The sequence below is a fragment of the Streptomyces sp. DH12 genome (assembly GCF_020873895.1).
Lineage (GTDB): Bacteria > Actinomycetota > Actinomycetes > Streptomycetales > Streptomycetaceae > Streptomyces.
This window is the reverse complement of the sequence record NZ_JAHWGT010000016.1, coordinates 139,086-162,326: the sequence shown is the minus strand read 5'-3', so window position 1 is coordinate 162,326 and position 23,241 is coordinate 139,086. Positions and strand designations below refer to the sequence as shown.

Annotated in this window: 22 protein-coding genes and 5 pseudogenes; 15 read left to right on the top strand and 12 right to left on the bottom strand. The window is 71.6% G+C overall.

Annotation, left to right across the window (positions count from 1 at the left end; translation table 11 throughout):
- Positions 1-374 precede the first annotated feature (374 nt).
- Entirely contained in the window at positions 375-824 is a 450-nt protein-coding gene (locus LPA54_RS17240; RefSeq protein WP_228978632.1) for a hypothetical protein, read from the top strand.
- Positions 811-1,044, top strand: a complete 234-nt coding sequence (locus tag LPA54_RS17235) for a hypothetical protein (RefSeq protein ID WP_228978630.1) — start codon at positions 811-813, stop codon at positions 1,042-1,044. The genes LPA54_RS17240 and LPA54_RS17235 overlap by 14 nt, the downstream gene beginning before the upstream one ends.
- 272 nt (positions 1,045-1,316) lie before the next feature.
- Here LPA54_RS17235 and LPA54_RS17230 read toward each other — a convergent pair.
- Positions 1,317-1,589 (bottom strand): annotated as a pseudogene (locus tag LPA54_RS17230) (hypothetical protein); the annotation flags it as partial.
- Between LPA54_RS17230 and LPA54_RS17225 the strand changes: the two are divergent.
- The 4 genes from LPA54_RS17225 to LPA54_RS17210 all read left to right on the top strand — a co-directional run bounded on the left by LPA54_RS17225 (position 1,588) and on the right by LPA54_RS17210 (position 5,792).
- Entirely contained in the window at positions 1,588-1,740 is a 153-nt protein-coding gene (locus tag LPA54_RS17225) for a hypothetical protein (protein ID WP_228978615.1), read from the top strand. The pseudogene LPA54_RS17230 and the gene LPA54_RS17225 overlap by 2 nt on opposite strands.
- On the top strand, positions 1,737-2,555 hold the full coding sequence (locus tag LPA54_RS17220; protein WP_228978612.1) for a hypothetical protein: 819 nt from the start codon (positions 1,737-1,739) through the stop codon (positions 2,553-2,555). The genes LPA54_RS17225 and LPA54_RS17220 overlap by 4 nt, the downstream gene beginning before the upstream one ends.
- Before the next feature lie 679 nt (positions 2,556-3,234).
- The gene (locus tag LPA54_RS17215; protein WP_228978610.1) at positions 3,235-5,340 is read left to right on the top strand and encodes a hypothetical protein; all 2,106 of its coding nucleotides are present in this window, start codon (positions 3,235-3,237) and stop codon (positions 5,338-5,340) included.
- A complete protein-coding gene (locus LPA54_RS17210) occupies positions 5,337-5,792 on the top strand; it encodes a hypothetical protein (protein ID WP_228978607.1) in 456 nt (151 codons plus the stop codon). Before LPA54_RS17215 ends, LPA54_RS17210 begins: the two co-directional genes overlap by 4 nt.
- Positions 5,793-5,982: 190 nt before the next feature.
- Here the strand turns inward: LPA54_RS17210 and LPA54_RS17205 are convergent, their stop codons facing one another.
- Genes LPA54_RS17205 through mobF form a run of 3 tightly spaced genes read right to left on the bottom strand, consistent with a single transcriptional unit; the run spans position 5,983 to position 7,704 of the window.
- A complete protein-coding gene (locus LPA54_RS17205) occupies positions 5,983-6,903 on the bottom strand; it encodes a DUF4238 domain-containing protein (RefSeq protein WP_228978605.1) in 921 nt (306 codons plus the stop codon).
- A 13-nt stretch (positions 6,904-6,916) separates the two neighbouring features.
- Entirely contained in the window at positions 6,917-7,024 is a 108-nt protein-coding gene (locus LPA54_RS43040) for a hypothetical protein (protein ID WP_368857869.1), read from the bottom strand.
- A gap of 17 nt (positions 7,025-7,041) precedes the next feature.
- The gene (gene mobF, locus LPA54_RS17200) at positions 7,042-7,704 is read right to left on the bottom strand and encodes a MobF family relaxase (protein ID WP_228978603.1); all 663 of its coding nucleotides are present in this window, start codon (positions 7,702-7,704) and stop codon (positions 7,042-7,044) included.
- Positions 7,705-7,905: 201 nt separating this feature from the next.
- Here mobF and LPA54_RS43035 point away from each other — a divergent pair, with 201 nt between their 5' ends.
- From LPA54_RS43035 to LPA54_RS17180, 5 genes and pseudogenes are all read left to right on the top strand, one after another.
- Positions 7,906-8,049 (top strand): DUF6233 domain-containing protein, encoded by a 144-nt coding sequence (locus LPA54_RS43035; protein WP_368857868.1) that lies wholly within the window; start codon positions 7,906-7,908, stop codon positions 8,047-8,049.
- Positions 8,050-8,379: 330 nt separating this feature from the next.
- Complete coding sequence (locus LPA54_RS17195; protein ID WP_228978601.1) at positions 8,380-8,559, top strand: hypothetical protein; 180 nt, start codon at positions 8,380-8,382, stop codon at positions 8,557-8,559.
- Positions 8,560-10,184: 1,625 nt separating this feature from the next.
- Positions 10,185-10,604 (top strand): hypothetical protein, encoded by a 420-nt coding sequence (locus tag LPA54_RS17190; protein ID WP_228978600.1) that lies wholly within the window; start codon positions 10,185-10,187, stop codon positions 10,602-10,604.
- A gap of 65 nt (positions 10,605-10,669) precedes the next feature.
- A pseudogene (locus LPA54_RS17185) lies at positions 10,670-11,474 on the top strand (IS5 family transposase).
- 396 nt (positions 11,475-11,870) lie between these two features.
- Positions 11,871-11,990 carry a DUF6233 domain-containing protein gene (locus LPA54_RS17180; RefSeq protein WP_228978597.1) on the top strand — a complete coding sequence of 40 codons (120 nt, stop codon included), beginning with the start codon at positions 11,871-11,873 and terminating at the stop codon, positions 11,988-11,990.
- A 2,224-nt stretch (positions 11,991-14,214) separates the two neighbouring features.
- Here LPA54_RS17180 and LPA54_RS17175 read toward each other — a convergent pair.
- The 5 genes and pseudogenes from LPA54_RS17175 to LPA54_RS17160 all read right to left on the bottom strand — a co-directional run.
- Positions 14,215-14,571, bottom strand: coding sequence for a hypothetical protein (locus LPA54_RS17175; protein ID WP_228978596.1), 357 nt, complete (start codon positions 14,569-14,571; stop codon positions 14,215-14,217).
- A gap of 377 nt (positions 14,572-14,948) precedes the next feature.
- The gene (locus LPA54_RS17170) at positions 14,949-15,830 is read right to left on the bottom strand and encodes a hypothetical protein (RefSeq protein WP_228978593.1); all 882 of its coding nucleotides are present in this window, start codon (positions 15,828-15,830) and stop codon (positions 14,949-14,951) included.
- 198 nt (positions 15,831-16,028) lie between these two features.
- The gene (locus LPA54_RS17165; protein WP_228978591.1) at positions 16,029-16,865 is read right to left on the bottom strand and encodes a helix-turn-helix transcriptional regulator; all 837 of its coding nucleotides are present in this window, start codon (positions 16,863-16,865) and stop codon (positions 16,029-16,031) included.
- 14 nt (positions 16,866-16,879) lie between these two features.
- Positions 16,880-17,014: a hypothetical protein gene (locus LPA54_RS42340; RefSeq protein WP_267487232.1), complete on the bottom strand. Its 135-nt coding sequence runs from the start codon at positions 17,012-17,014 to the stop codon at positions 16,880-16,882.
- 892 nt (positions 17,015-17,906) lie between these two features.
- Positions 17,907-18,020, bottom strand: a pseudogene (locus tag LPA54_RS17160) (XRE family transcriptional regulator); the annotation flags it as partial.
- Between the two features lie 283 nt (positions 18,021-18,303).
- Here LPA54_RS17160 and LPA54_RS17155 point away from each other — a divergent pair.
- Positions 18,304-18,668, top strand: a pseudogene (locus LPA54_RS17155) (MerR family DNA-binding protein).
- Positions 18,669-18,713: 45 nt separating this feature from the next.
- Here LPA54_RS17155 and LPA54_RS17150 read toward each other — a convergent pair.
- Positions 18,714-19,069 (bottom strand): annotated as a pseudogene (locus tag LPA54_RS17150) (hypothetical protein); the annotation flags it as partial.
- A 138-nt stretch (positions 19,070-19,207) separates the two neighbouring features.
- Here LPA54_RS17150 and LPA54_RS17145 point away from each other — a divergent pair.
- Positions 19,208-20,098, top strand: a complete 891-nt coding sequence (locus tag LPA54_RS17145) for a hypothetical protein (protein WP_228978590.1) — start codon at positions 19,208-19,210, stop codon at positions 20,096-20,098.
- On the top strand, positions 20,064-20,408 hold the full coding sequence (locus LPA54_RS17140) for a DUF6233 domain-containing protein (RefSeq protein ID WP_228978587.1): 345 nt from the start codon (positions 20,064-20,066) through the stop codon (positions 20,406-20,408). The genes LPA54_RS17145 and LPA54_RS17140 overlap by 35 nt, the downstream gene beginning before the upstream one ends.
- A 147-nt stretch (positions 20,409-20,555) precedes the next feature.
- Here the strand turns inward: LPA54_RS17140 and LPA54_RS17135 are convergent, their stop codons facing one another.
- On the bottom strand, positions 20,556-21,941 hold the full coding sequence (locus LPA54_RS17135; protein WP_228978585.1) for a hypothetical protein: 1,386 nt from the start codon (positions 21,939-21,941) through the stop codon (positions 20,556-20,558).
- 167 nt (positions 21,942-22,108) lie between these two features.
- Between LPA54_RS17135 and LPA54_RS17130 the strand changes: the two genes are divergently transcribed.
- A complete protein-coding gene (locus LPA54_RS17130) occupies positions 22,109-22,279 on the top strand; it encodes a hypothetical protein (RefSeq protein ID WP_228978584.1) in 171 nt (56 codons plus the stop codon).
- 60 nt (positions 22,280-22,339) lie between these two features.
- Here the strand turns inward: LPA54_RS17130 and LPA54_RS43030 are convergent, their stop codons facing one another.
- On the bottom strand, positions 22,340-22,726 hold the full coding sequence (locus LPA54_RS43030) for an endonuclease domain-containing protein (protein WP_368857867.1): 387 nt from the start codon (positions 22,724-22,726) through the stop codon (positions 22,340-22,342).
- Positions 22,727-23,241 lie beyond the last annotated feature (515 nt).

The following is a 23,241-nucleotide window of genomic DNA, read 5'->3' as shown; positions in this document are numbered from 1 at the left end:
GTGCGGTGGTCATCGCGTCCTCGGGTTTCTCCGGCCGCACGCGGCCGGGTCAGCGGTCGTCCGGCCCGCGCGCGGATCTGCGCACGGGCCGAAGCCACCGTGAGGAAGCACCCCTTGACCGCGGTCTAACCGTGGCCAGGTCAAGGAGAAACAGGGCAGCGGTCAGGTGGTAGCGGAGTTGGACAAGGAGGCAGGGGCGGATTCGCGCCCGAGCCGCCCCTGCCGGACAAGGGGCCAGGTTTGGCCCTTACAGTCCCGACTCGCCCGGTTCGAGTTGGAGGGCAGAGTTCTCCGTCCTCTGTCCACAGGGCAGCGCGCCGACCGTACGAAGACGACGCCGCGAGTCGCACGGCGGTCATCATGAGGAGAGCTACATGCCGTACCTGATCCCGACCCGTACGCCGCTGACGCCCGAGCAGGTGGAGCAGGGCTTCGACTACCTCCTGGCGCTGCAGACGGGCGGCGGTACCTACGCCGCTGGGCGGGTGGAGGCGACCCCGGAGCTGGCGTTCACCCTGCTGCGGCTCGCCGAGGACATCATCTGGCCCGTCACAGCCGTGGCCGGAGAGGCCGCCGACCTGTGCGTGGACTCCTTCGTGCTGGACGAGGTCGGGTGTGTGCTGCTGTCCGCGCTGCGGGACTGGGCGCGAAACTCCCCCACCACGGCGGTGCCCGGCATCGCCCGCAGCATCACCCGCTTCGTTGAGAACGTGATCCCCGACCCCGACGACCACGGAGACACCTGCGCCACCCTGGAGGCGATGCGCGACGAGCACCTGGCGCTGGCGCACGCAGTGCACTCCGCACCGGATGCGCACCTCTGACCGCACCACCGCACCACCGCTCCACCGCACCGGGTTGGAGCGCACCGGTGCGGTGGAGCGCACCATCGGGTGCGCACTGGTGCGGTGGAGCGCCCATCCGGTGCGCACCACCGTCCATCGGGTGCGCTCCACTCGGTGGGCGGTGCGCGCACCGGTGCGGCCGGCGCGCGGGAGTGGTGCCCACTGGATGGACGCGGTGCGGTGGAGTGGGCCCGAGTGAAGGCGGTGCGTTTCTCCTTGACCTGAGCCGAGGTCAAGGAGAAACGCACCGGGTGGATGCGCGGCCCCACTCCCGTCGATGGCGTCCACTTCCACTCGGTGGGCTCCACTCGGTGGCGTCCACTCCCGGACGGTGGACTCCACTCGGTGGAGTGGACGCGGGGCGTCGTCGGTGCGCACCACCGCACCGGGTGCGCACCATCGGGTCCACAGGCAGGCGGCGATCTGGTCACAGCGCCGGGCAGTCCAGCGGATCAGCTCGTGCGGCACCCCGGCAACCTCCATCACCGGCCGGCGCCCCGGCGTGACGGTGCGCGGCTCGGTCGCCAGCCCCAGCGTCTCGCAGACTTCCGCGGCCACGATCTCGTTGTAGAGCGCGGAGGCCGCCACGGCGTTCTCGTACAGGGCCGTGGTGTGGATCGAGCCCCACTTCCCTAATGGTGGAGTCGGATATCGGAACGGACGGAATAGCAGAGACCAGCCAGTCCGCGCGGTGCAGTCCGTCGGTTCGATCCGGTCGGCCCGGACCGGCAGACTGTGCCCCATGAGCCTGCGACTGATGAAAGACGAGGAGATTGGGTTCGAGGGCGTCATGCCCTGGCTGCGCCCGACTGGCGAGATCACCGAGCTGGTGAAGGCTCACGCGATGGGCTTCACCCCCGCGCTGTCAGTACCGCCCCCTACAGTCCTTCCATGACTGACAACCAACGGCCCCTAAACCGGAAGTTGGTGGAGGCCGTGTACCCCGTCGGCACCCACCTCGACTACTCCCGCGCCTCCTCCAACGGGATGCGCGGCAACGTACGCGACGACCGGGACAACTCGCTCATCGGCCAGGCCGAACTCTTTGACGCCCCCGACCGGTACGCCGACGGCTACCACGACGGCTACGACCACCGATCCCACGACGACGAGTTCCGCCGCTACCTCGCTGACGTCCTTGCCCGCGAGATAGTGCGCCCCATCATGGACGCCGCTTGGGCCGCGGCAGCCCGCGGCATCACCGCCGCCCGCCCACAGATCAACGCCTGGGTACGCCAACGCGTCGACAAGCTGCGCCGCCGCACCCCGAAGGCCACGGCAGCCGCCCCCCACAAGCTCGTCCAGGAATACAGTCCCGAGCACGGACCGTCGCGATCGGCCGCCGCGACCGCTAGCGGTCACCAGCGGGTAGACCCTGTGCTGCGCACCGACCATGGGGACGCCTGCGTGAACGCCGCCATGGAGCGGATCATCGCGCGTGTGGTCGAGGTCCACGGCCTGGCCGCGCACTACGCCGCCGACCTGCCCGCAGGCGATGCCGCCGACGCGGCCATGCGTCAGGCCGTGGCCGCGGCCGCGCCCGCCCTAGCCGCCGCTACCCTCCAACTCATCTCCTCTGACGATGCTCTGGGCCTGACCCCTGAGCAACGGATGTACATGTTGGAGCGTGCCGCCGGACTCGACCTCGCTGTGGTCGAAGATCTCACTGGCGCCAACACCATGCCTGTATATGGCGTCAAGGATCAGTGAACAGCCGGTAGCGCTAATGGCTATTCCATTCCAGTCGCCGCCGGTCGCGGTGGATACGTGGTCACCGTGGCGGCAGACCGGCCCTTTGACCAGGTCAGACGGCTACAGGCGCCACTTCGTCGCAGCTACAGTAGACACGAGCAGGGCGAAGACCCCGGCGTCGAGACCCGGCACGGTACCCGTCCCCCGCACGCTCTCTTTCCGGGTGAACTCCGGTGCGCGTCGGCTCCTCCTGATCCAGAGGGCGGCACGCCATCAGGTCAAGTCGTTCCGTACATCGAAGCAGAACCGCGCAGAAGGGAGCGAACGGCCAGAGGGGTGGGCTGGCGCGGGCGCGGCTCGATGATCGGTCCCTTTTCATCTGACGGTCAGACAACTGGCCATCGTACAACTACCATGAGTCATGGAGCGCACCGATGTCGGTGACCCGCACCAACCCCAGTGGACCGGTCCGGTCCGGGGTGGCCAGTACTGCGGTTCCCGTGAGGAGCCAGCGGTGGCCGGGTGACGGTGATCCGTCCAAGGTGGTCGCGACGGCCCAGTGCCCCGCAGCAGCGGGGAGGCGGTACGGCGGCGGCACCCACCTCTGCATACGCGGGAGGCGGACCCACTCCGCGTCCCTATCTCCTCGGAGCGCGGCAAGAGCCAGCGATCCCGCGTACGAAAGCAGAGGTGCGGTATGTCGCCGCGTCGTCCCCAGCGCCCGTCCGGCCCTTTCCCCTATCTCGACGACCCTGAGTACCGTGCCCAGTTCGTCGAGGCCGGCATGGCCGACCCCCGGTGCACCCTCGACCGAAGCGCCCTGGAGCGCTTGGCCACCGAGGCCATCAACCTCAAGCCGCTGATCGCGACGAGTGGCACCAAGAGGACCGGCATCAACGTCACTGGCTTCAAGGCTGTGCATGAGGTGCCCACCGGGCACGGCACCCTCTACGAGCTGCGTGTCAAGCAGCCCGGCCTGGCCAGCGCGATCAACCAGTTCAACATCCGCTTCGCGTACGACGTGGCGCAGAGCGCCACCGTGCCCACCCCGCGCGTTGTTCCGGTCAAGACGGCGGACGGCGGTCAGCGGGCGGTACTGGAAGTCGAGTTCGAGTCCGAGAAGGCGCTGACCGAGCACCTGACCTTCATCGAGGGCAGGCTGACCGCAGCGGAGAAGGCCCGCAACTACGACCTGCAGGCGGACCTGGCGGTCTCGGGCCAGGACGAGAGGGCCACCTATCACGTCGTGCGCTACCGAGTCGGTGACCAGGTATGGGATACCACCGCCGCAACGGCCGGATCGAACCGCACCCGCCACCGCCACGACCTGTTCGGGCTCCAGCCCGCAGCCGGCCTGCTCGGCCTGCCCCAGCAGGTCCTCGGCGGACCTGAAGGTCAGCGCTGGCGCAACCCGGCCGATTGGCGGGACCGCTTCACCGCGCAGCTCAACAAGTACAGCGGTGTCGATCCCGAGGACATCGAGATCCCGGAGGATGACCCGGAGAAAGCCAAGGATGCCCTGGAAGAGCGCCGCTGGGCGAAACTGGCAGCCGACGCGCTGCAGGTCGCGGTCACCGATGCGGCCTTCGTCATCGGCTACGTACCTAAAGAGGGCACCCCTCCGGACTTCGATGCCGCGCTGGCGTCGACGAACCTGCGTACCCACCTGCGAGGTCCGCTCGACTTCTCGAGCACCAACCAGGCCATGGCGTCCGGCCGGAAGCTGGTCGACCGCGCCTACGCCGAAACCGCGATCACGGAGCTGGAGCACGCGGTCCTCACCGGCGCCACCCCGGCCGCCTTCTTGGACGACGATCCGCGCGAGGCCGTGGTCAAGCTCGTCCGGCTCGTCGACCGGGTAGTCTTCCCCAGCGACATCCCCAGCCTGCGCAGGACGACCAAGGTCCTCGTCGAGCCGTCGCCGTCGCTCCTGAGGGCCAAGCACGCACAAACCCGCGGCGAGATCCGCAGCACGCTGCTCACCGCGGCAGTCGGCGGGGTTGACCTCCCGGCCGCCGCCATGGACACCCCCCACCAGAGCGCAGTGCGGAAGGGCATTGACACCACCGGGCTGCCTGCCGCCGAACTGATCGCCGCAGCGGCCTCTGCCGAGCCGAGCGACGGCCGCGACGCCGCCCGCGCCGAACTGGCGCACATCGCGGTGCCGGGCCTCGTCAACGGCAAGGTGCTGCTCGGCTCCTACGGCTCCACCGGCGACCGCCGCGCGGTGTCCACCAAGCTCGCCGCGGCCCGCATCACCGACGACGGGATCACCTTGTTCGTCGAGGCGATCGACACCTTCGCCGAGGTGATGCAGCACCGCGCCGGCCGCATGGCCAAGGCGCGGCCGGGCGAGCTGGCCGAAGGCCGGCTCCGCAAGGTGGCCGACGGGGCCGTCGTCACCACTGACACGGCCAAGCCGGCCGACTCGGAGTGGTTCACCAGCCACTGGCCTCCGGTAAAGGACGGTGATTCGGGCGGCGGCACGGGCACACCGTCCGGTCTCTCCCCCAGCGAGGACTGGGCGGCGAAGATCAACGCCATCACCGGCCTGGTCGAGAATGCGAAGAAGGGCGTGACGACCCTCGACAAACACTTCGAGGCGATGCGCGCCCTGGTCGGGCCGGGCAGGGACATGAGCGCTGACGAGCGGCAAGGATGGGAGGACGAGCTGGACAAGCTTGGTCCCATCGTGGAAAGCGCCGGTAAGCATCTGCGGAAGCTGCGATACCGGCCGACCGAAACCGAAGCGATGACCGGCGGCATCGACGAGTTCGTCTTCGGGACGGAGCGGGCTGAGTGAGCGGCATCCTGCCGGGGGCGCGTGCACCGCAGGACACCGCGCCCCCGCCGGGCCCGATCCTCCTGCCGCCGCACATCCCGCTGCTCGCTCGCGCCCTGGGCGGCTACAGCAGCAGCGCCCCATACTGGTCGCATGTCGGCACCGTCGAGGCGTTCTCTCCGGGCCTCTACCTCGTAGTCGATGCCCGGGGCCGCATCGTCTGGCTCGGCATGGCAGCTGGTGGCCAGGGAGTGACCGGACGGATCCGGACACACCTGGCCGAGCCGTGGAAGCGCGCCGTCTTCCACCGGGTCTGGGTAGCCCCCGCTTATGACCAGATCTCGCATCCCGCGCTGGAGGCCGCTGAGGGCTGGGCTGCGGACGCGCTGGCTCTGCGGAGCCGGATGCCGCACCGTACCTGGCCACCGTCCACCAACTGGCTGCCCCTTGTCGGCCGTCGGCAGGAGATTTAGCCCTCACGCGCTGGTGCCGGCGTCAAAGACACCGGCACCAATGACGCCTTCTACACGGGGGTCCGCTCGTATAGGTACCGTCAGGTGGCAAGTAGCGCTCTGTTGCGGGCCGTGGCCCAGACGCTGCACCTCACACCCCCTTACCCGGTGGGTCTAACACAGTGCGTCACCGTCGGAAGCGGACCGGGCGTTAGTTGCGGCTGCCGGGGGCGTATCCCTGTAGGAAAGCGGGTGCGACCATGCGCTGCCGCTTCAGCATCTGAGGAAGCTCGCGAGCGAGGTCCGGATGGACCTTAGTCCAGTCCGGAGCGTGCGCCACGAACTCACGGCTGTTGAAGACGCTGTAGCGGTTGATGTCCGCGACGCGCAGCCGCGAGGCGTCCTGGGGCTCCCGGGAGATGATCACGGCGAGGCTGCTGCCCAGCGGCACAGTCAGGCGCCGGAAGTTGTGGAACCCGGTCCCGACTCCATGGTCGAAGAAGCCGGGCGGCACGTCCTCTGGCGGGGTACCCACCACGCCGGAGAAACAGACCGGGTTGTCGCCGACCAGGAGCCCGCCTCCGCGGGGGCGGTAGCAGGACCAGTGCATGTCGCTGGACAGCAGAGTGGAGACCAGGTGATTCCACTGGTCCTTGTAGTACGCGTCGTCGTCGTGGCGTAGCCGCCATGGATCGATCACGTACATGGAGATGAACCCCATCATGCTCGTCTGGAACTGTTCGTCGGACACCCCGCTGTCCTCGACCCCGCTCGCCTTGCCCGTCACGTGCATCAGGAAGCGGCTGCGCTGCCACTGGAGGGCTAGGAGCCAGGCCAGGGCGCTGCGGGCGTGGGCTGGTACAGCGCGCTCTCTCCCCTGCACCAGTTCCCTGACGACGGTGGCGGCCTCGCCCTCGATGTTTCCCATGGCCTCCTCCATCGACATGTGGTCGGGTTCGTGTCCCGGGCGGTAGATCGAGTGGCCGAAGTTGCGGTGGCCGAGGTCGCGGACGGCCGAGCCGAATCGCCGTTCGCTCATCACCTGGTGGACGACGAGATTCCCCTTGGGGCCAGCGAAGTGATGGAGCAAGAACTGGGGGATGAAGTGGTGCTTCTTGGCGTGTGGCGGCATAAGGCGACTGTAGCTAGGCCGGACAAGTCCGCTGCCCGGACTCCGTCGCAGAGCCGAAACGTTCCAAGGGCCGGGCATCCCGGAAGACGGCCGTGTGCTCGCGCCATGTGAGGTGCCACAATCCGCCGTTGGCCAGGGTCAGGCCTTCGCAGAACCAGGAGTCAGGCGGCGCCAGTTGTCCAGGCGCTGCCCCTTCACCGACAGCAGCAGATGGTCATGCAGCAAGGGCCGCCCTGAGCGAGCCTCGTAGTGGCGGAAGCGGGCGGCGATCAGACCGCCGGGTGGCCGCACCCGGTAGATCCCGTCCTTGCCGTACCGGATCACCGCGACCTCGTCCTCGATCCACTCCAGCACCCGCTCGATCGTCCGCTCGTGCACGGCCTCGATCACCAGACGGGTCTCCTCATCCCCGAGCGCCCACAGGAGGTAGATCGTCGGCTGCGGCCGGAACACGAAGTCCACGCCCGTGACCGTCACACGGCGTCCGAGAGCGCCGGCCTTGAACGCCTTCTTCGGGGAGTCGCCCGCGGCGAGCCGGTCGGCCTCGATCCGGTCCGCGTACGGGTGGCGGCCCCGCTCGCCGAACAGGTTCCGCAGCTGCACCTCGGTGACCTCCTCACCCGGCGCCAGCCCGAGCACGGCAAGCCCCCGGCCCATCCAGCGCCCGACCGGGACACCGGCCTGCTCTTGGGCGGCGCGCAGCGGCGTGCGGGCCGGACGGCGACCGTCACCGACGACGGTCTCGCGCAGGTAGTAGCGGTACATCTGACCGGCCCGGATCACCCTGATATCCACTGTCATGCAGACCACGCCACACGGCTCTGACCTGCAAGAAAAGTCCGATCAGCCCGGCGTCCCGCCAGGCGGGAGCAGCAACCGAACTTTCCTCTCAGGTGCCCGCCGGGCGGGAAGCGGACCTTGGCCGGACGCGAATGTCACCGCTCTCCGGCAGCCCTCAACTCGCGACCCCGAACGACACCAACAAGCACCGGTAGGACGCCGGTGTGGCGGTCGGCCGGCGTCCGACAGACAGCCAGGGCCGGGAAGCTGCCGGAGGACGCGGCGCGCCGGGCGTTGGCCGAGGGAGTGTTGGCGTGCGCGGTCTGCCGGCCCGACACCGGGCTCGGCGTTCGGGATGCCGGATAGCACTGCACAGGGGCCGCGGGCAGTGCCTGATGACAGCCCGGCGGCAGCCCGGAGGGACGGCGGCTGGCACACCGGGGGGCGGCCCGGCCTGCGGGCGGTGGAACGTCCGGGCCGCCGCCCGCGACGGCCGACGGGATGTCGAGCAACCGACCCCACAACGGAGCCGGGATGCCACGGCCACAGGACGGCGGCGATTCAGGCTGGCGCGGCCAGGGAAAGCGGCGGGAGACCGGGCAGCGGCGGGGCAGCGGTAACCCGGCCACCCACAGCCGCGGATCTGGGGCGCCCCGCAGGCGCAGCGCAGCATGGCGAGAGGCCGACGGCACCGGCATGAAGCGCAGCGGTGGCGGGCGAGTGGCGGCGGCCCGGCGGCCACCCGGCAACCAGCGGGGGCGCCAGCACGCCGACGGCGACGCGGCAGACAGGCGGCAGGACGGCGGCGGACGAAGGCAGCAGGAGTTCGGCGGCCACCCGGCAGTGCGCGGCCGGGGCGCGGCCGGGTTGCAGTAGCCGCACGCGGGACAGCGGCGGGACGCCAGGTAGCGGCAGCTCAGGGACCCAGCAGCCCGGACGGACAATGGGGGTGGTGCAGAAGACGAGTCACGGCCAGCGAGCGGGCCGAGGGCGGTATCCGGCAGACGCGGCAGCAACCGGCGCCATGGGGCACAACAACCCCGATCGGAAACAATACGGGCCCGGGCGCCGGGTCCTCGGCGCAGGCCGCGAGGTGGTAACCGGACCGGGGACGACAGCGACGCTGCCCCTGCGACGGCAGCACGCCAGAGTGAACACCGGCGACGGAACAGGGGGACGCGGCGACGCGCGGCAGCCCGGTTGGCCGACGGCGGAGCAGCGGGGCGGAGGCCGCTCAGAGACAGCGCGGCGGCGGGGACGTCCGGGCCGGACGCACGGCGGGCGGCGGGCGGCGGGCGGCGGGCGGCGGGCGGCGGGCGGCGGGCGGCGGAACAACGATTGCAGTCCCAGCCGCAGAGATGAGGCGACACAGCGGCAGGACGGCGCGCGCCCGACAGCGCGGGGACGGCGACCGCGGGCGGCACAGGCTGGCGGACGACCGCGGCCCGACCCACAGCCCCGCCGGGAAGGCGGAGGGACGGCGGTGCACCCGCCCCGGCCAACGCGCCGCGGATCGCGTCGGCCGGGAGGTGAGGCGTGGACACGCGACGAGAATGACGACCGGACGGCCCAAGGCCAGGCCGGGCTGCCACGAAGGGGTGAGGTCGGCCACCCGGCGTCAACGTCACCGGCCGGCGAGCAGACCACGGAGCACGCCCCCTCGGGGACAGCATGCTGTCCGGCGGCACGTTGGGGTGTAGCAGCCGCAGGACGGCGACCGGGGAGCGGCGGCTGCCCGGCGGGCGCGCGGCGGCGGGATGTCCGGGCGCGGCAAGACGCCGGGCAGTGGGCCCGGTCCGGCCCCGGCGTTCCGGCGGCGCGGCGGCACGGCAAGGACCCAGGCGGCCGCAGTACGGCGGCAGGGGTTTTCGAACCCGGGGCTTGCGGCAGCACCACGACGGGGACCGGCCGACCGCAGCAGAAGTCGGACGCCACAGAGGCGGGAGACCAGACGGCGAGACAGCGACCGACGCGCAGCCGGGAGCGGGCCGGGCAGCGGGCGGCGTACAACCGCCCGGCGACACAGCGGCACAGCGCGGGGCGGCAGAACGGCGGCGCGCGACCGGGGATCGGGCGACGGTGGGGCGATGGGCGGCCACCGCGGCATAGCGCGGCGCGACGGGGCGCCCGGCACGGCAGAATACGGGGATCGGTAACTTGGCAGCGTGCGGTCGGTAAACCGGCGTCCGGACGGCGGCAGCACGGCGCGGTGGCGTGCAGCGGCTTGGGGCACGGGCGGCACGGAGCCGGGGCTCAGCAGCTCAGCGGCTCACCGGCGGAGACGGGGACGCTACGGCCGCCCGACGGCGGCAGCGCGGCGGACGGACGGCGGCGCGGCACGGCTGGGAGATCGGCAACACGACTAACAGCTCGTTTCACAATGAGGGTGACGAGAAGTTTGCTGTCGCGCTCGGCCTCGTCCGTAAGATCGCTCCATGCCTGCTGACGAACGTGTAACTCGGTCCATGTGTCGTGTCCAGCCGATATCAGATCCTCGGCCGATGTCGGAGCTGCCTCAGCGGATCTGGTCAGATGAGGACTGGGAGCGAATCCAGCGTGGCTACGGGGCGCAGGACATGGACGAGATGTGGGACGTCTTCACGGAGGGTGAGGTCGTCTTCTTCCATCGAAGCTGGACCGGTTACGGAGTCTTCGCGGCGACCTTCGCACCGGTTGATGGCGGTGGATGGCGGATCGCCAGTGCTGTGGTAGAGCGTGATGGCGAACGCTACGGAGGCACGGACGACGCCTACGACTGCGTCATGCTCGAGCTAGTGATCACTGCCATCGTGCTTGGCGAACCAGCGCCGGAGCTCCGCGCGAGGCTGGTGGAGTTGACCCGTCGAAAGTCACGCTCTGCTGATGCCCCGGCCGACGTGATTCAGCACAGCTCCCTGGGGCTGCGCTCAGACTCCAACTGATCGTTCCAGGATGAGTTCGGCGTAGGGGCTTGGCGGTCGGGTCTGGTGACGGCAGAGTGGTGCGAGTGTCGGATGATCTTGTGCCTGATGACCTGTGGGAATCGCTCCACTGCTGCCGCCCCGGCCGCCGCGGCGTCATCGGTATCCCGGGCGCCTGCCAGCCGACGATCGCGCCGCTCTGCGGGGCATCGTTTACGTGTTGCGCAAGAACGTGAGCTGGAGGGACGTGCCCGCCGAGCGGACCGGGTGCAGTGGGGTGACGGCCTGGCGGCGGCTGCGGGACTGGACCGAGGCCGGGGTCTGGCCCCGCCTGCACGAGGTCCTCCTGGCCGAGCTGCGCAAGGCCGGTCTGCTGGACATGGACGACGCCGCGGTCGACGGCTCGCACGTCCGGGCCCTCAAAGGGGGGCTCATACCGGACCTTCGCCGGTCGACCGCGCACGGCCGGGCAGCAAGCACCACCTGATCGTCGACCGGCACGGCACCCCCCTTGCCGTCGCTCTGACCGGAGGAAACAGGCATGACGTCACCCAGCTGACGCCGCTGTTGGACGCGATCCCCCGCATCCGCGGGGTCCGCGGGCGGCCGCGGCATCGACCGGGCCGGCTGTTCGCCGACCGCGGCTACGACTACGACAAGTACCGTCGCATCCTGCGGGCTCGCGGCATCACACCGAAGATCGCCCGGCGCGGCACCCCGCACGGCTCCGGGCTGGGCAAGACCCGCTGGGTCGTGGAGCGGACCTTCGCCTGGCTCCATCAGTTCAAACGCCTGCGGATCCGCTACGAGATACGTGCCGACCTCCACCTCGGCCTACTCCAACTCGCCTGCAGCATCATCTGCTTGCGACGCCTCCGAACCGCATTCTGAAACGATCAGTAAGGAGCGGCGGACAACGACAACACAACGGGGTCCGGCGCGGCCCGAGCAGCAGCGGAACGGGGCGGCGGGCCGGCAGGGGCAGGACAGCATCCGCGCGGCGACGCCCCGGGCAGCGGCGGGGACGGGCGGGGCGGCCCTGCACCCGACCGACCGGCCAGTGCCCATCCGGGCTTCGGTCGGCGGCCGTGGCGGGCACGCGGCCGGGCCGACACTCAAGCGGCACGGCGACCCGACAGCGGCGAAACCATATGGCGGGCCGACCGCGGCAGCAGCACGACGGCACGTGGCAGACGGGCGGCGTGCGATCGGCACGGCGAGGCAGCGGAGCAGCGGCGCAACGGGCGCCGGCTGCACCCCGACCGCGGTGCACCTCGGACCTGCGGCATGGGCCGGAGGGGCCCCGGGGTGTCGGAGGGGGCGGCGCGCCGGGCGCTGGCCGATGGGGTGCCGGCGTGTCCGGTGTGCCGGTCGGACACCGAACTCAGCGTCCTGGACTCCGGATAGGGGCCCGCCCGAACCGAAGCGGGGCAGCGGAACGGCGGAGCAGTGGCGGGACGGCGGCGGCGCGGGCCGGAGATGCAACGGCACCGGCCCCGGCGGCGCAGCGCGGCGCGGCGGCGGGAGCGCCGCAGCCGCGCGGCGACGCCCCGGGCGGTGGGCGGGCGGCGCGACGGGGACCAGGCAGGCTGCCGCGCAGACGGGTAGGCAGACGGCGCCGCCCGGCGAGCTCCGAGCCGGGAACCGGGTGGCGGCACCCGAGGCCGCAAACGGCCTGCACGGAAGCCCGACCGGCAGGCCGACGGCGCAGCGACAGCACAGCGGCACAGTGCCGGTAGACAGCGGGCGGCGGAGCAAGAACGACACGCCGCGGCGGACCTCGGGCGGCAGGACCAGGCGGCGGCAAAGCCGCGGCCCACCGCTGGAAGCCGGCGGCCGCCAGGCGGTGCCCGGCGGGACAGCGGCGGCGGCACGGCGGGACCCCGGAACGGCGGCAGTCCGGCGGGGGCTGGTGAACCCGGGGCCTGCGGCAGCGGCGCCACGGCGGTCACCGACCGGCCGCAGCAAAGTCGGGACGGGACGGGCGCCAGCGACACGGCGGCCGGCATGAGGCCGCGACGGCGCCCCGGCGGCCCGGCACCCCGGGCGGCACGCCAAGCACGGCGGCGGAAGCGCCGCAACGGGGGCGGACAGCGACGCCCCAGGCGGCGGGCGGGCGGCCCGGCGGCGGGGCGACGGGGGCGGACTCGGCGCCGCGGCCGGGGCGCCCGCAGCGGCTTGGCGGTGCCGCGGGCGGCAGCGGCATGGCGGCGGGGGCGCCGCAGCGGGGGACGCGGCGACGGCAGCGGCCCGGGCGGGCCGAGCGGCGGCGGGACGGCCGACAGACAGGCGGACAGCACCGAGCGGGTGGGACGGCGGCCCAGGCGGCGGACCGGCGGCGCCCGCCAGCGTCGCACGGCCCGGGTCGACGGCGCCACAGCTGCCACGAGCCCCCAGTGGGACCACTGTTTGAGCAGCGGCGGGCAGCGGCGCGCGGCGACGAGACGACCCTACGACGGGGAGCGGTACGGCGTCCGGACAGTGAGGCGGCGGCCCGGCGGGCAACCGCGGCGGCGCGAGGCACCGGCATAAGGCCGTCCGGAGACCGGACGGCGGCCGCGGCACCGGCACCGGCACCGGCACCGGCACCGGCTCGGAACGCCGCGGCGAACCGGGGCTGGCACGACGAACATGGCGGGAAGCCGCTCAGCGGCAAGCACGACGGCAGGCTGGCGGCGGCGGCACAGCGGACACGCGGCGCCCGACCGGAGACCAGCGGCGCGGCAGCGGCGGCAGGACGACGGCGTGTCCAAAGAGAGACCGGGCAGCGCCCCCCAGCCATGCACGGCACCGGCGCCGGGCGACGCCGGAAGCCGGCGGCCGCCAGGCGGTGCCCGGCGGGACAATGGCGGCACGGCAGCGCGGGCGGCGGAGGCCGGGCGGCTAGCTGCCGACACGCGGCGGTACGACGGAGAACCGACGGCGCGCTGAACAGGGACAGCCACGCGACGGCGCCACAACCCACGGTGGGCGGCACGATCCGCCCGGCGGTGGAGCTGGGACCGCCTGTCTCGGCTGCCACCGTGTCGCGGCCGCCGCCCGGTTGTGCACCGGCCGCACAACCACCGGTTGCGGGCGCGACGCGGCGGTGCGCAGCGCGGAGTAGCGACGGCACGCGACCGTAGCCGGATCCGGCCTGGAGGCGGTCCAGGTCGGTGGACAGCTCGGCACCTGGGTGCGCAGTTCGTCGGTCCACTGCCGGGTTAGGGCCTGCCCGTTGACGTACAGCTCCCCGTCCCGGCCGCCGACGGCGAACAGCACGCCGCCGCGCGGGGCCGGGATCACCATCGCGCCGACCGGCTCGGCGACCTTGCCCTGGCGCCCTGCCGGTGGCTGTTCCCCGGCCGCCGAGCCGGGCAACCCCTCCACCCCGGCGTCCTGGCGGCGCTCCTCAACGACATCGGCATCCCCACCACCGCCGGCCGCACCGCCGCGATCCGGCAGCCCGTCCTGGAGATGCCCGCCCCGGTCGTCGCTGAGGCTCTGAGCTACCACCGCGTTACCACGGCCAAGCTGGCCTCCGAGGCCGGAGGCACCTGGAGCCGATACGCCTCTGGTGACCACTGGCGGTCACCACCGGGCTGGACACCACGGGGCACTATCTGAACCAGCGGTCAGCCGACTGAAGCTGCTACTCCGCCGGAAGGGGACTCAACGGAATCTGCATCAACGCCCAGCGCGTGAACGTCAGCAAAGCCTCGCCGTCGAGGTCCTCAAGCCGGTCGAAGTCCTCCGGCAGCACGTCGAGCAGGAAGTGCTCGACTTCCCGGTCGGCTCGCTTGATCAGGACGAGGGAGCGGTAACAGACCTTGGGGGGATGCTCAAGAAGGATCGCTCGCAGAGACCCCGTCGCATCGTCCGCTAGGTGCTGATCAAGCCATCCTGGCTCACGTCCCCTGCCGAGGTTAAGGCGCTCGCTCTTCGAACTCAGTCCTACCAGGTCCTGCTTGCTCACACGCTTGATTGCTTTGGGCACCTTCTCCGGCATGAGAGCAGGTTAGCCCCCGACGACCGGAACGCGAGTTGCTGCACAGCGCAGACCATGTCCCTGCGACGCCCCGGCACACATAGTGACTACAACGACCGCTTGGGTAGCAGTACTCGCGACAGTTGAATACGCGAGTTCACCAGTACCGAGCCCGGGGTCAAGCCCGGCCGCAGCCTCTGAGGACTCAACCGGGCGAGGTCGGGCCTGGCCCTGATGCAGCCGGCGCCCGTCTCGAAAAGCCTTACGCCTCCCCAACGACGGCGCCCTCGCCGACGGTGTGGTGCCGGTACCCGTCCGGTGGCGCAGAACGGACGCGGGCCGGGCAGAGGCGGGCGCGCCCTACCCGGGACCGCCCGCCGAACCGCCTCCGAGGGGCATCAGGGGGTGCGCATTACCGCCCCGGAGAGGAACCACTGAACGAGGGTGGCAGCGAGGTGGACGGCTGCTCGGGCGGCGTCCAGAGTCTCGGCCACGGTTGCCGCCTGCCCGCCGTGCCGCGAGGTCTGCCCGCCCCACAGCGCCGACATCATGGCCTCTACGGCCGCGACTGGGTCGCTGCCGGCCGGGGTGTGGAGGGCGCTGCGGAACTTGTTCCGGGCGCCGCGGATCTCGCCGCGCATGGTTCCGAGGGTCGCCTTGGGGTGGTTGGGCTGGACGACGGACTGGGCGGCAGATTCAACGGCCTTGATGGCTTCGCTGTAGGCGCGCACCGGGTCCGGGTTCCGTCCGTACGCGGCGCGCCAGGCGGTGTCCAGGTGGTCGGCCGCGGACCCGACGGTGGTGGCCGCTTGCGCCTCGGCGATGGTCCTGCGGACCGCTTCCCGGGCGGCGGGAGTGACGCGTTCTTCGAGGCCGGCGTGGTCGTCCATGACGCGGTAGGCGGATCCGCCCTCGTTGAGGATGTGGCTGAGTCCGGCGATCGACACGGCGTCCGCGGCTTGCTGGTGGTGCTTACGCACCCACCCGGCTCTGACACAGAGGACCGCGTCGATGACGTCCAGCAGGTCGGTGCCCCGTGCGGCGGTGAGCGGCGAGACGTAGTCGGGGTCCGAGCCGGGCTGCGCCGGGATGCGGAGCCGCAGGCAGACGGTCTTGGCCGTGAAGACGTCATAGTGCATGCCGCCCGGCAGCGTCAGCGCGTGCAGCACCCACTGCTGCAGCGGCGCCTCCAGGTGCTGGGGCGCGCCCTCGTACGGCCCGTCGTGCGTGGCTGCGGTGAGGCCGGCGCGTACGGAGAAGGGGCGGCGTGCGGTCGTCATGCCGGGAGGATAGAGGTCCGCACGAGGGGCCTGGTACCGATATTGAACTTTACGGAACAGACCAGCTCCCCAGCCCCTTCCCGGCCGGGGGCGGCGCCGCGCCGCGCTCCGCACCTTTCGTACGGACGTCGACCGACCCATGGCTGTCAGAGAAGGCGGTGGGTCTGTTCCGTAAAGGTTCAGTCAGGGAGGGGGTGCCTACTCGGGGTCGCCGGGGAAGAGCATCCCCTGCACCGGCCGACTCCCGACCGGTTGCCGCCGCGACCATCGGCGCGTCATGACGACCTCCGAGTGCTTCGCCTGGCCAAGGGTCCGCGAGCGATCTACGTACACGGCGGCGGAGCCGTCCGTCCGACGGACCGGGTCAAGGGAGTCTCTCTTCCGACGGATAGCGCCTTCCACAGCGACGTCACCCTCCCAATAGGCAGGGCGCGGCCCGACGGTACCGTGCCACTCGTCGGTGCCCTTCTCATACCGCCACGCCCGAGCCCAGGCGAACCCCCAGGCGGTCAGGTCGCTCTCGGGTACGTCGCAGACGCGCAGGAAGGCGGCGAACTGATCAATCGTCTGCGGTACCGCCTCCTTCTTCAAGATGCGGCGCACGGTGCTCGCCGGCAGGGCACCGTAACCACCGGCCCGCCGCTCCATCCGGCGCAACGGCGGGGAGCCAGCCTTTTCGTACACATCGATCAATGCGTCCACCAGCTCCGCGAAGTCCCGGACGAGCTCAGGACGCGGAGCGTGCCGTTCACGCCCTCCGCGCGCCCGCCGCGTCTGCTCGTGACGGGCCCGCCGCCACAGCCAGCGCGCCTCCTCCGGGGAGGCGTCGCAGGCCCGCGCATAGCTCAGCACGGTCGGCAGCGGCGGGACCGTCTCGCTCGAAGCGGCCCGCTGCAGGGTCGTCGCGTGGTACCCGGCCCGCGCGGACAGGGCCCGGTAGTCGTGCCCTGTGCGGGCCCGCTGGGCGCGCAGCCACTCCTGGAGTGCGCGCAGCGATCTGTTGGCTGTGGTGAGCGGCTTCTCGGGGCGGCCCATCGACTCCGCCGCCCCTACACGGCCGGCGCCACAACGGCGCGCAGCGTGGCCCGCACCCTCCTGTTCGGGACTCCGGTGATCACCACCACCAGGAGGATGGCGGTGAGACCGGCGCCGCCGATTAGCTGCAGCGCCTCCAGGGTCGCCATCCTCGCGACCGCGACCAGGGCGGCGGCCAGGACGATGACGATGATGACGACGGCGGCCTCGGCGCCGCTCAGGCGGCTGCGCCCGTGGCAGCGGCTGGGCGACTGGGCGGCAGATCAGGTGTGGTTCGGAGGCGACGGTGTATCGGCGCCGCCGGGCCCCGACGGCGTGGCGGGCGGGCCGGCGGGGTCTGAGCGGCAGCGGCCGAACGGCGCGGGGCCGGGCCGGCCCTCAAGCAGCGTCGGCGACACAGCGGCGGCTCGGCGAAACGGCGGGCGCACCGCGGCGTAGCGACAAGCGGTCGGACCCCGGAGGAACAACACCCAGTACCGCAGACCGCGGCGCGGCAGGAACCGGGGCGGACGACGGCGCGCGACGGACGGACGGGGGCGCCGGCAGCCACGACCACGGCGACCGGCGGCGGGTGAGCGCGCGGCGGGGAGGGTGGTTTGGCTGAATCAACATCTACTTGCGCAGGCTCCACTCATGTCATGATCACGGCCCAGTTGTTTACCGGAGGGGGATTTAACAATGACATCCACGGTGAAGCGCGCCGCAGTGCGTGTAAGTACGGCGATCGGTGCCGCCGCCGCGGTTGTGGCTCTGACGGCCGGACCCGCTTTGGCCGAGGTCGTAGTGCGGTGGTACCCGTACACAACCGCTGGCGCCAAGTCTTGCAATACCGCAGCCAATGTGGCCGGCCCGGAGTACTACTGCAAGGCTCTCAAGCTGGCCAACGGTACCTGGGTGTGGGCGCTGGCCCGCCCGTAACCAGGTGCTCCTCGAGGATGAACCTCGAGCATCGCCTGGGGCTGGGGGACGCTGTTAGTCCCTTCGGCCTCGTGAGTGATGTCGGCTTCCGATTCCGGTTATGACCTTGGGAGCCGACATCATCAGGTCGGCGCGCGAGCGTTTGATCTGGTCGCGGACGTAGCGCTCCACCGTGCGCTGGGAGACGCCGAGGAGCTGCGCGACTGCTTTGGTGCTGCCCTTATAGTGGCGGACGAGCGCGTCGGTCCTCTTGCACGCCCTGCGGTACGACAGCCAGATAGACGCGGCAGAAGGCAGCGGCAGAGCAAGACGCCAGGCGGTTTGGCGGCGGGACAGCCTGGCCGACGGTCTTGAAGCGCGAGCGCCTCATCGATTCCTCGGCGCCCACGGCGGCCGGGGCCGGGGCGAGCTGGCCAAGGTCACGGATCTCGTCCGGCCAACGCAGGCCGGGCGAGGCGATCGCATCATCCCCCAGCACTTGAGGCTCGCCCAGTCTCGCCCGCCGGTGCGCACGGCACATCTGCGTTATGCCGCCGACCAGCACCGAGGCTTTGTCAAGCGTGGGCACGCCCGCGAGCTGGCCGGACTACTCGCTTCCGAACGGGCCTCCAACGGTTATCGCGTCTATGACGAGCTGGCCGTGGTGCGAGTCCGCAACATCCGCAATCTGCTGGCCGTCGGCTCACCCTGGACGACGTGCGGGTGTTCCTGCCATGTTTGGATGGCGATGTGGCCGCGGCACCGCCCTCGGACAAGCGCCTGCGGGTCGCGCGGCAGCGGCTCGCGGTCCTCAACCAACGGATCGCCGCCCAGACCGCGGCCCGCGACCGGCTGGAGACCGCATTGCGAAAGGCAGCCGGTGGCCAAGCCCGCCCAGTGACCTGACCTTCCGCCTCGTCGCATGAGCCAGAACCCGGCGTCGCTACGCTCTCAACGGCAGCTCCCACTGACAACAAGTCTAGCCTCGGTGCCAACTATGTCCTCGATGTCGGTCAGCTGGACTTGGGGACCACCCCGCGCATCGGTCGTGGTCGCGGAAGTGCGCTTCTCCCAGAGCTTCGGCGGCGAGGTGGCGGAGTCGGCTTTCGGTGGCGCCGACGGCTGGGCGTCGAGGAGGCGGGCTGTGTGCTGCGGGGGCAGGGCGAGGGTGAGGTGGCGTAGGCGTGCGTCGTCAGTGCTGCCGGGGCCGCGGTGAACCCGAAGCGGGCGCGGATGTCCACCACCAGGCCCTCGGAGGTGGCGGCGGCCTTGCGGGCCCTGGCCCGGACCTGTGGCTGCCAGCGTTTGGTGGTTGGTGTGGGAGGGCGGCCGGCTGGCGTTCGAGCGCCTCCAGCAACGTCTGGGCCAGCGCGGGGCGGCCGCGGCAGGCGGGCCGGGAGTGGCCGGCGCACTACGTCGCCTTCGACCTGGTCCACGCCGGCGGCTTGCACTTGACCGGCATGCCGTACGCGCGGCGCCGCGCCGAGTTGGAGGCGCTGTTCGCCGGTCGGGGTCTGGTGGCGCCGTTCACGCTGCATCCGTCGACCACCGACCCGGCCACAGCCACGGAGTGGCTTACGTGGACGGCGGCCGGGGTCAAGGGCCTGTGCTTCAAACGACTCGACCAGCCGTATACGGGCGGTGGGCGGGCGTGGCACAAGTACAAGGTGCGGGCCACCACCGAAGCGATCGTGGGCGCGGTCTCCGGTTCCCTGGCCGCGCCCCGGACGGTGCTGCTGGGCCGCTACGACGCCGCGGGCCGGCTTCGGTATGTCGGCCGCACCACCACGTCCTCGCAGGCGGCCAGCCGCGCGCTGGCCGACCGGCTCATCCCGGCGCCGGCGGGTGGGCATCCGTGGGAGGGGTGGACGTTTGCCGCCGGGTGGGGGACCACCCGCGTGCTCGACGTGCTCCTGGTGCAACCGGAAGTGGTGTTGGAGGTGGCCGTGGACACCGCGCGGGACGCGGCCGGTCGGTGGCGCCATCCGGCCCTCTCCACCGCGTCCGCACCGACATCGACGCCGGCGGCGTGCCCCGGCTCGAGGAGTGAGCCCCGGCCGCCGAGGGCCAGGCCGGCGGTTCGCCGGGGCGAGGACCCCGGCCCCGGGCCACTCCGAAGAAAAGCCCAGCTTTTCTTTTGGGGCCGGGCCGGGCTGGCCGGGCCGAGCGGGGTGGGCCCGGCGAGGTCGCCGGCCACGGGTCAGCGGCGGGCTGGCTCGGGCGGCGCCCGCACCACGGCGACGGTGACCGTCCGGCGGGCCCGGGTCGGATCCGGAGTGCCCCGTTCCTATAATCGAACGCATGAGCGAACACGAGGGGCTGACCCCGGACCTTGACCGCCTGGTGGTCCTGCGGACGTGGCTGCGCCTCGTGCTGCGGCAGGTCGAGGAGCGGATCGCCGCGCTTGAGGCGGAGCAGGCGGCGGCGCGGCGGCGGGCCGCGCCGCCGCCGACACCGGACTACCGGATCCAGCGCAGCCCCGGCGCCGGCCGCGCCCCGACGAGCGTCCACGTCGGCACCTGCGGCATGGGCCGGAAGGCTCCCGGGGTGACGGAGGACGCGGCACGCCGGGCGCTGGCAGAAGGGGTGCCGGCGTGCCCGGTGTGCCGGCCGGACACCGAACTCGGCGTCCTGGACGCCGGGTAGCCCTCCGGCACCCCGCGCCGGGTTCGTTCCAAGGCGGCCCCACCACCTGATCTCCTCGGGTGGCGAGCCCCGCGCTTGCTCCGGTGATCCCGGGTTCCGCGGTTCGGGCTCCCCTGGCTGGCCGGGCGTGGTCGCGGCGGGCGAGGTTCAGCGGTCGTCGGCTCTTGTTGCGGAGGGGGGCAGTGCCAGATCCATCAGGGCGTCGACCGTGTCGCCGTCCAGCTGGCTGTCGAGGTGGAGGGAGTGCCGCAGGAGGTCGCCGACGTCCTTGGGCGGCAGCCCGAGGCGCAAACGGGCGGTCAGGCAGATCTCGCCGAAGAGCGACGGCGTTCCGTCGGGTTCCCGCAGGATGTACCAGTCAAGGAGCTTGACGACGTCGTGCCGGATGTCCCCGAGCGAGACGCGGGAGCGGTTCTTCCTACCGGCCCGCTCGATGTCGTCGGCGAGGCCTCCGAGGACGGCCTCGACCAGGGTGGTGCGCAGCGCCGTGACGGGGATGAAGCCGTCGGTGTCGTCGCTGAGGGCGACCGCGGGCCACCAGGCGAGCTGTTTGGCGGTTTCCTCATGGTTCGTCTTGCCGAGCATGCCGCGCTTCTTCCGGCTGCGGTCGGCGTCCTCCAGGCTGTCGCCGATGATCTTTGTGAGGTGGTTGTGGTCGGCGACGAGGCCGGCCGGCTGTTCGGTCCCGAACGTCGTCGTGCCGGACAGCAGCGTCCGCAGTCGGTCGCTCCTGTGGTGTTCCTCGGCCCAGTCGCGGGCCACGGGCTGGGACCAGCGGGGGCCCTGGGCGGTTTCGAGCTGGGCGGTGGGCAGACTGCGACGCCCGTATGTCGGGTGGGGCAGGTCGTCAAGTGCCACTCCCGCGGCCTGGGCCAGACCTGACCGGTCCACGAGGCGGTCCGGTTCGAGCTCGGGTGCCCGCAGGTCGATGACGCATCGCTCCAGCTGCACGGAGTCGGGCAGACGGAATGTGGCCCACAGGGCGAGATGGTCGTCCCAGTGCGGCAGCGGTTCCTCGAGGGCGGTGAAGTCGGCGATCTTCGCGATCCGGGCGTTGTGCGGGTTTCCCGGGCGGCGGAGGAGGTCTGCGGCGGTGACGGTGACGGCGTCTTCCACCGGGCGGGTGTCGTAGTTCTCGTAGGCGCGGTCCACGACCAGGCCCGGCCGGTGCCAGGCGGTTCCGTTCCACCAGTAGCCGCCGTGCCGGTAGAGGAACCCGTTGTGCCCGTACATCCAGTTGTGGTGCAGGGAGCTCATGTCCTGGTCGTGGATGAGCAGGACGGTGCGGCCGTGGATGGGGTGCTGGTGGACAGCCCAGGCGTAGGCGCGGTTCTTCGTTTCGGTCGTGAAGGCCACCCACCCCCCGCCGGGTAAGGGGTCCGTGCGGCCCCACAGCCCTTCACCCTGGTTGCGGCCGGTCCGCTCGATCGCGTCGGGTTTGTCCAGAGGCAGCCGCTCGTCGTTGATGAACGGCAGCCCCGGAAACGGATGATCGGTACGCAGCCCGTTGGCAACCGGCTGAATCCAGCTCATAGTGCCTCCTCTTGATGCAGTCTCCCTGCGTTCCGACGCCTCGGCCCGGACGCGTTCGACACTCTCTGCCTCATCCCTGCGACGCAGTAGGTACCGCCAAACCCGACGCGGCGGGCCGACCATCACGTCGTCGGGCAAGGAGGCTGGCGGGTGTCAAAGGCGGCGCGTTGTGCGCCGGCCCGCCGCGCTGCGGGTGCCAGGTCTTCGGCATCGGGCCCGCCGCCCTCGATATCGTCCTGGGCGGCCAGCAGGTCCGCCGCCGGCTGCGCGAAGGCATGACGGTCACCGCCCTGCTAGCCCTGGCCGCCGAGCGCGGCCTCGACCTGCGCCGGCGATGACCTACAGCGAGCCGGTCCGGCGACGCGTGCCAGCCGAACCGGTGCGCGGCTACGGGCACGTCATGACACGCGCCATCCCCGAAGGCGTCCGGCCCTGCTGCTGCCGAAAGCGGCGCAACGAGCGGCTACCTCAGGCCGGGCCGTGCTGGTCCGCATGGGCGAGAGCCTGGGAGACAGGCGACGGCGTACCACCCGGTTGTAGAGGAGATGCACGCCCAGGATGAGAGCGGGCGTGAGGGCGCGGTAGCTCAGCCACCGCGGGTGCCGCGGGGGTGCGGTGCCCTCGGCGGTGTTGCAGACGGCGCACAGCAGGCGGCGCACGAGCCCGGCCTGGTGGCAGTGGTCGACCACCAGGTCACCTGGCCAGCGGTGCCCGCATGCGGCGCAGCGTTGGCGTGCCAGGTCACGAGCAGGTCGACCGGATCCTGGCCGGGCAGGGGACAGCACGCGGGTAGGGCCGGGAATGGCAGGCGGGCGGTTCTGTTTCCCGGAGTTGCTGGTCGGCCTGCTGCTCCACCGTCAGGTTCAGGCAGCAGCCGTGGACGTCGCGGAAGTAGTCCTGTGGCTAGTCGACGGTGTCCTGCCACTCCTCGTCGTCCAGGTGGCGGGCGCAGCCGACAAGGCCGGGCAGCGGCCAGAAGGGTGCACCGTCGCACGCCGTCACGCAGCAGTCGGCCGCAGCGTGCCTGCCCGGGGCGCTGCCCGGCAGCCCGCTGGTCTTCGGCGATCCGTGCGGTCAGGGCGAGATGACGTGCACGCTCCGGCGTCATCTTGGGCGGAAGCGGAGGAGGCAGGGGAATCCGTGAACTCATGCGGGTCGACTCCCGGTCGGCGATGGCGGGGGTCATCCCATGACGCGCCACTGACACGCCGGGCCGGTCCCGCCACTCTCCCGCCGCAGTGGGGAGGCCGCCGCATAGCCGCACACCATGTCCTCACCGCCTGAACCGCCCCGGTCGACG

Coding starts and splice junctions, on each gene's coding strand:
- mobF (WP_228978603.1), bottom strand. CDS start 7,704: ATGACAGTGGATATCAGGGTGATCCGGGCCGGTCAGATGTACCGCTAC.
- LPA54_RS17240 (WP_228978632.1), top strand. CDS start 375: ATGCCGTACCTGATCCCGACCCGTACGCCGCTGACGCCCGAGCAGGTG.
- LPA54_RS17165 (WP_228978591.1), bottom strand. CDS start 16,865: ATGGGCCGCCCCGAGAAGCCGCTCACCACAGCCAACAGATCGCTGCGC.
- LPA54_RS17225 (WP_228978615.1), top strand. CDS start 1,588: ATGAGCCTGCGACTGATGAAAGACGAGGAGATTGGGTTCGAGGGCGTC.
- LPA54_RS17175 (WP_228978596.1), bottom strand. CDS start 14,571: ATGCCGGAGAAGGTGCCCAAAGCAATCAAGCGTGTGAGCAAGCAGGAC.
- LPA54_RS17205 (WP_228978605.1), bottom strand. CDS start 6,903: ATGCCGCCACACGCCAAGAAGCACCACTTCATCCCCCAGTTCTTGCTC.
- LPA54_RS17190 (WP_228978600.1), top strand. CDS start 10,185: ATGTCGGAGCTGCCTCAGCGGATCTGGTCAGATGAGGACTGGGAGCGA.
- LPA54_RS17195 (WP_228978601.1), top strand. CDS start 8,380: ATGAAGCGCAGCGGTGGCGGGCGAGTGGCGGCGGCCCGGCGGCCACCC.
- LPA54_RS17140 (WP_228978587.1), top strand. CDS start 20,064: ATGAGCGAACACGAGGGGCTGACCCCGGACCTTGACCGCCTGGTGGTC.
- LPA54_RS17220 (WP_228978612.1), top strand. CDS start 1,737: ATGACTGACAACCAACGGCCCCTAAACCGGAAGTTGGTGGAGGCCGTG.
- LPA54_RS17135 (WP_228978585.1), bottom strand. CDS start 21,941: ATGAGCTGGATTCAGCCGGTTGCCAACGGGCTGCGTACCGATCATCCG.
- LPA54_RS42340 (WP_267487232.1), bottom strand. CDS start 17,014: ATGGCGACCCTGGAGGCGCTGCAGCTAATCGGCGGCGCCGGTCTCACC.
- LPA54_RS17215 (WP_228978610.1), top strand. CDS start 3,235: ATGTCGCCGCGTCGTCCCCAGCGCCCGTCCGGCCCTTTCCCCTATCTC.
- LPA54_RS17235 (WP_228978630.1), top strand. CDS start 811: ATGCGCACCTCTGACCGCACCACCGCACCACCGCTCCACCGCACCGGG.
- LPA54_RS17180 (WP_228978597.1), top strand. CDS start 11,871: ATGGGCCGGAGGGGCCCCGGGGTGTCGGAGGGGGCGGCGCGCCGGGCG.
- LPA54_RS17170 (WP_228978593.1), bottom strand. CDS start 15,830: ATGACGACCGCACGCCGCCCCTTCTCCGTACGCGCCGGCCTCACCGCA.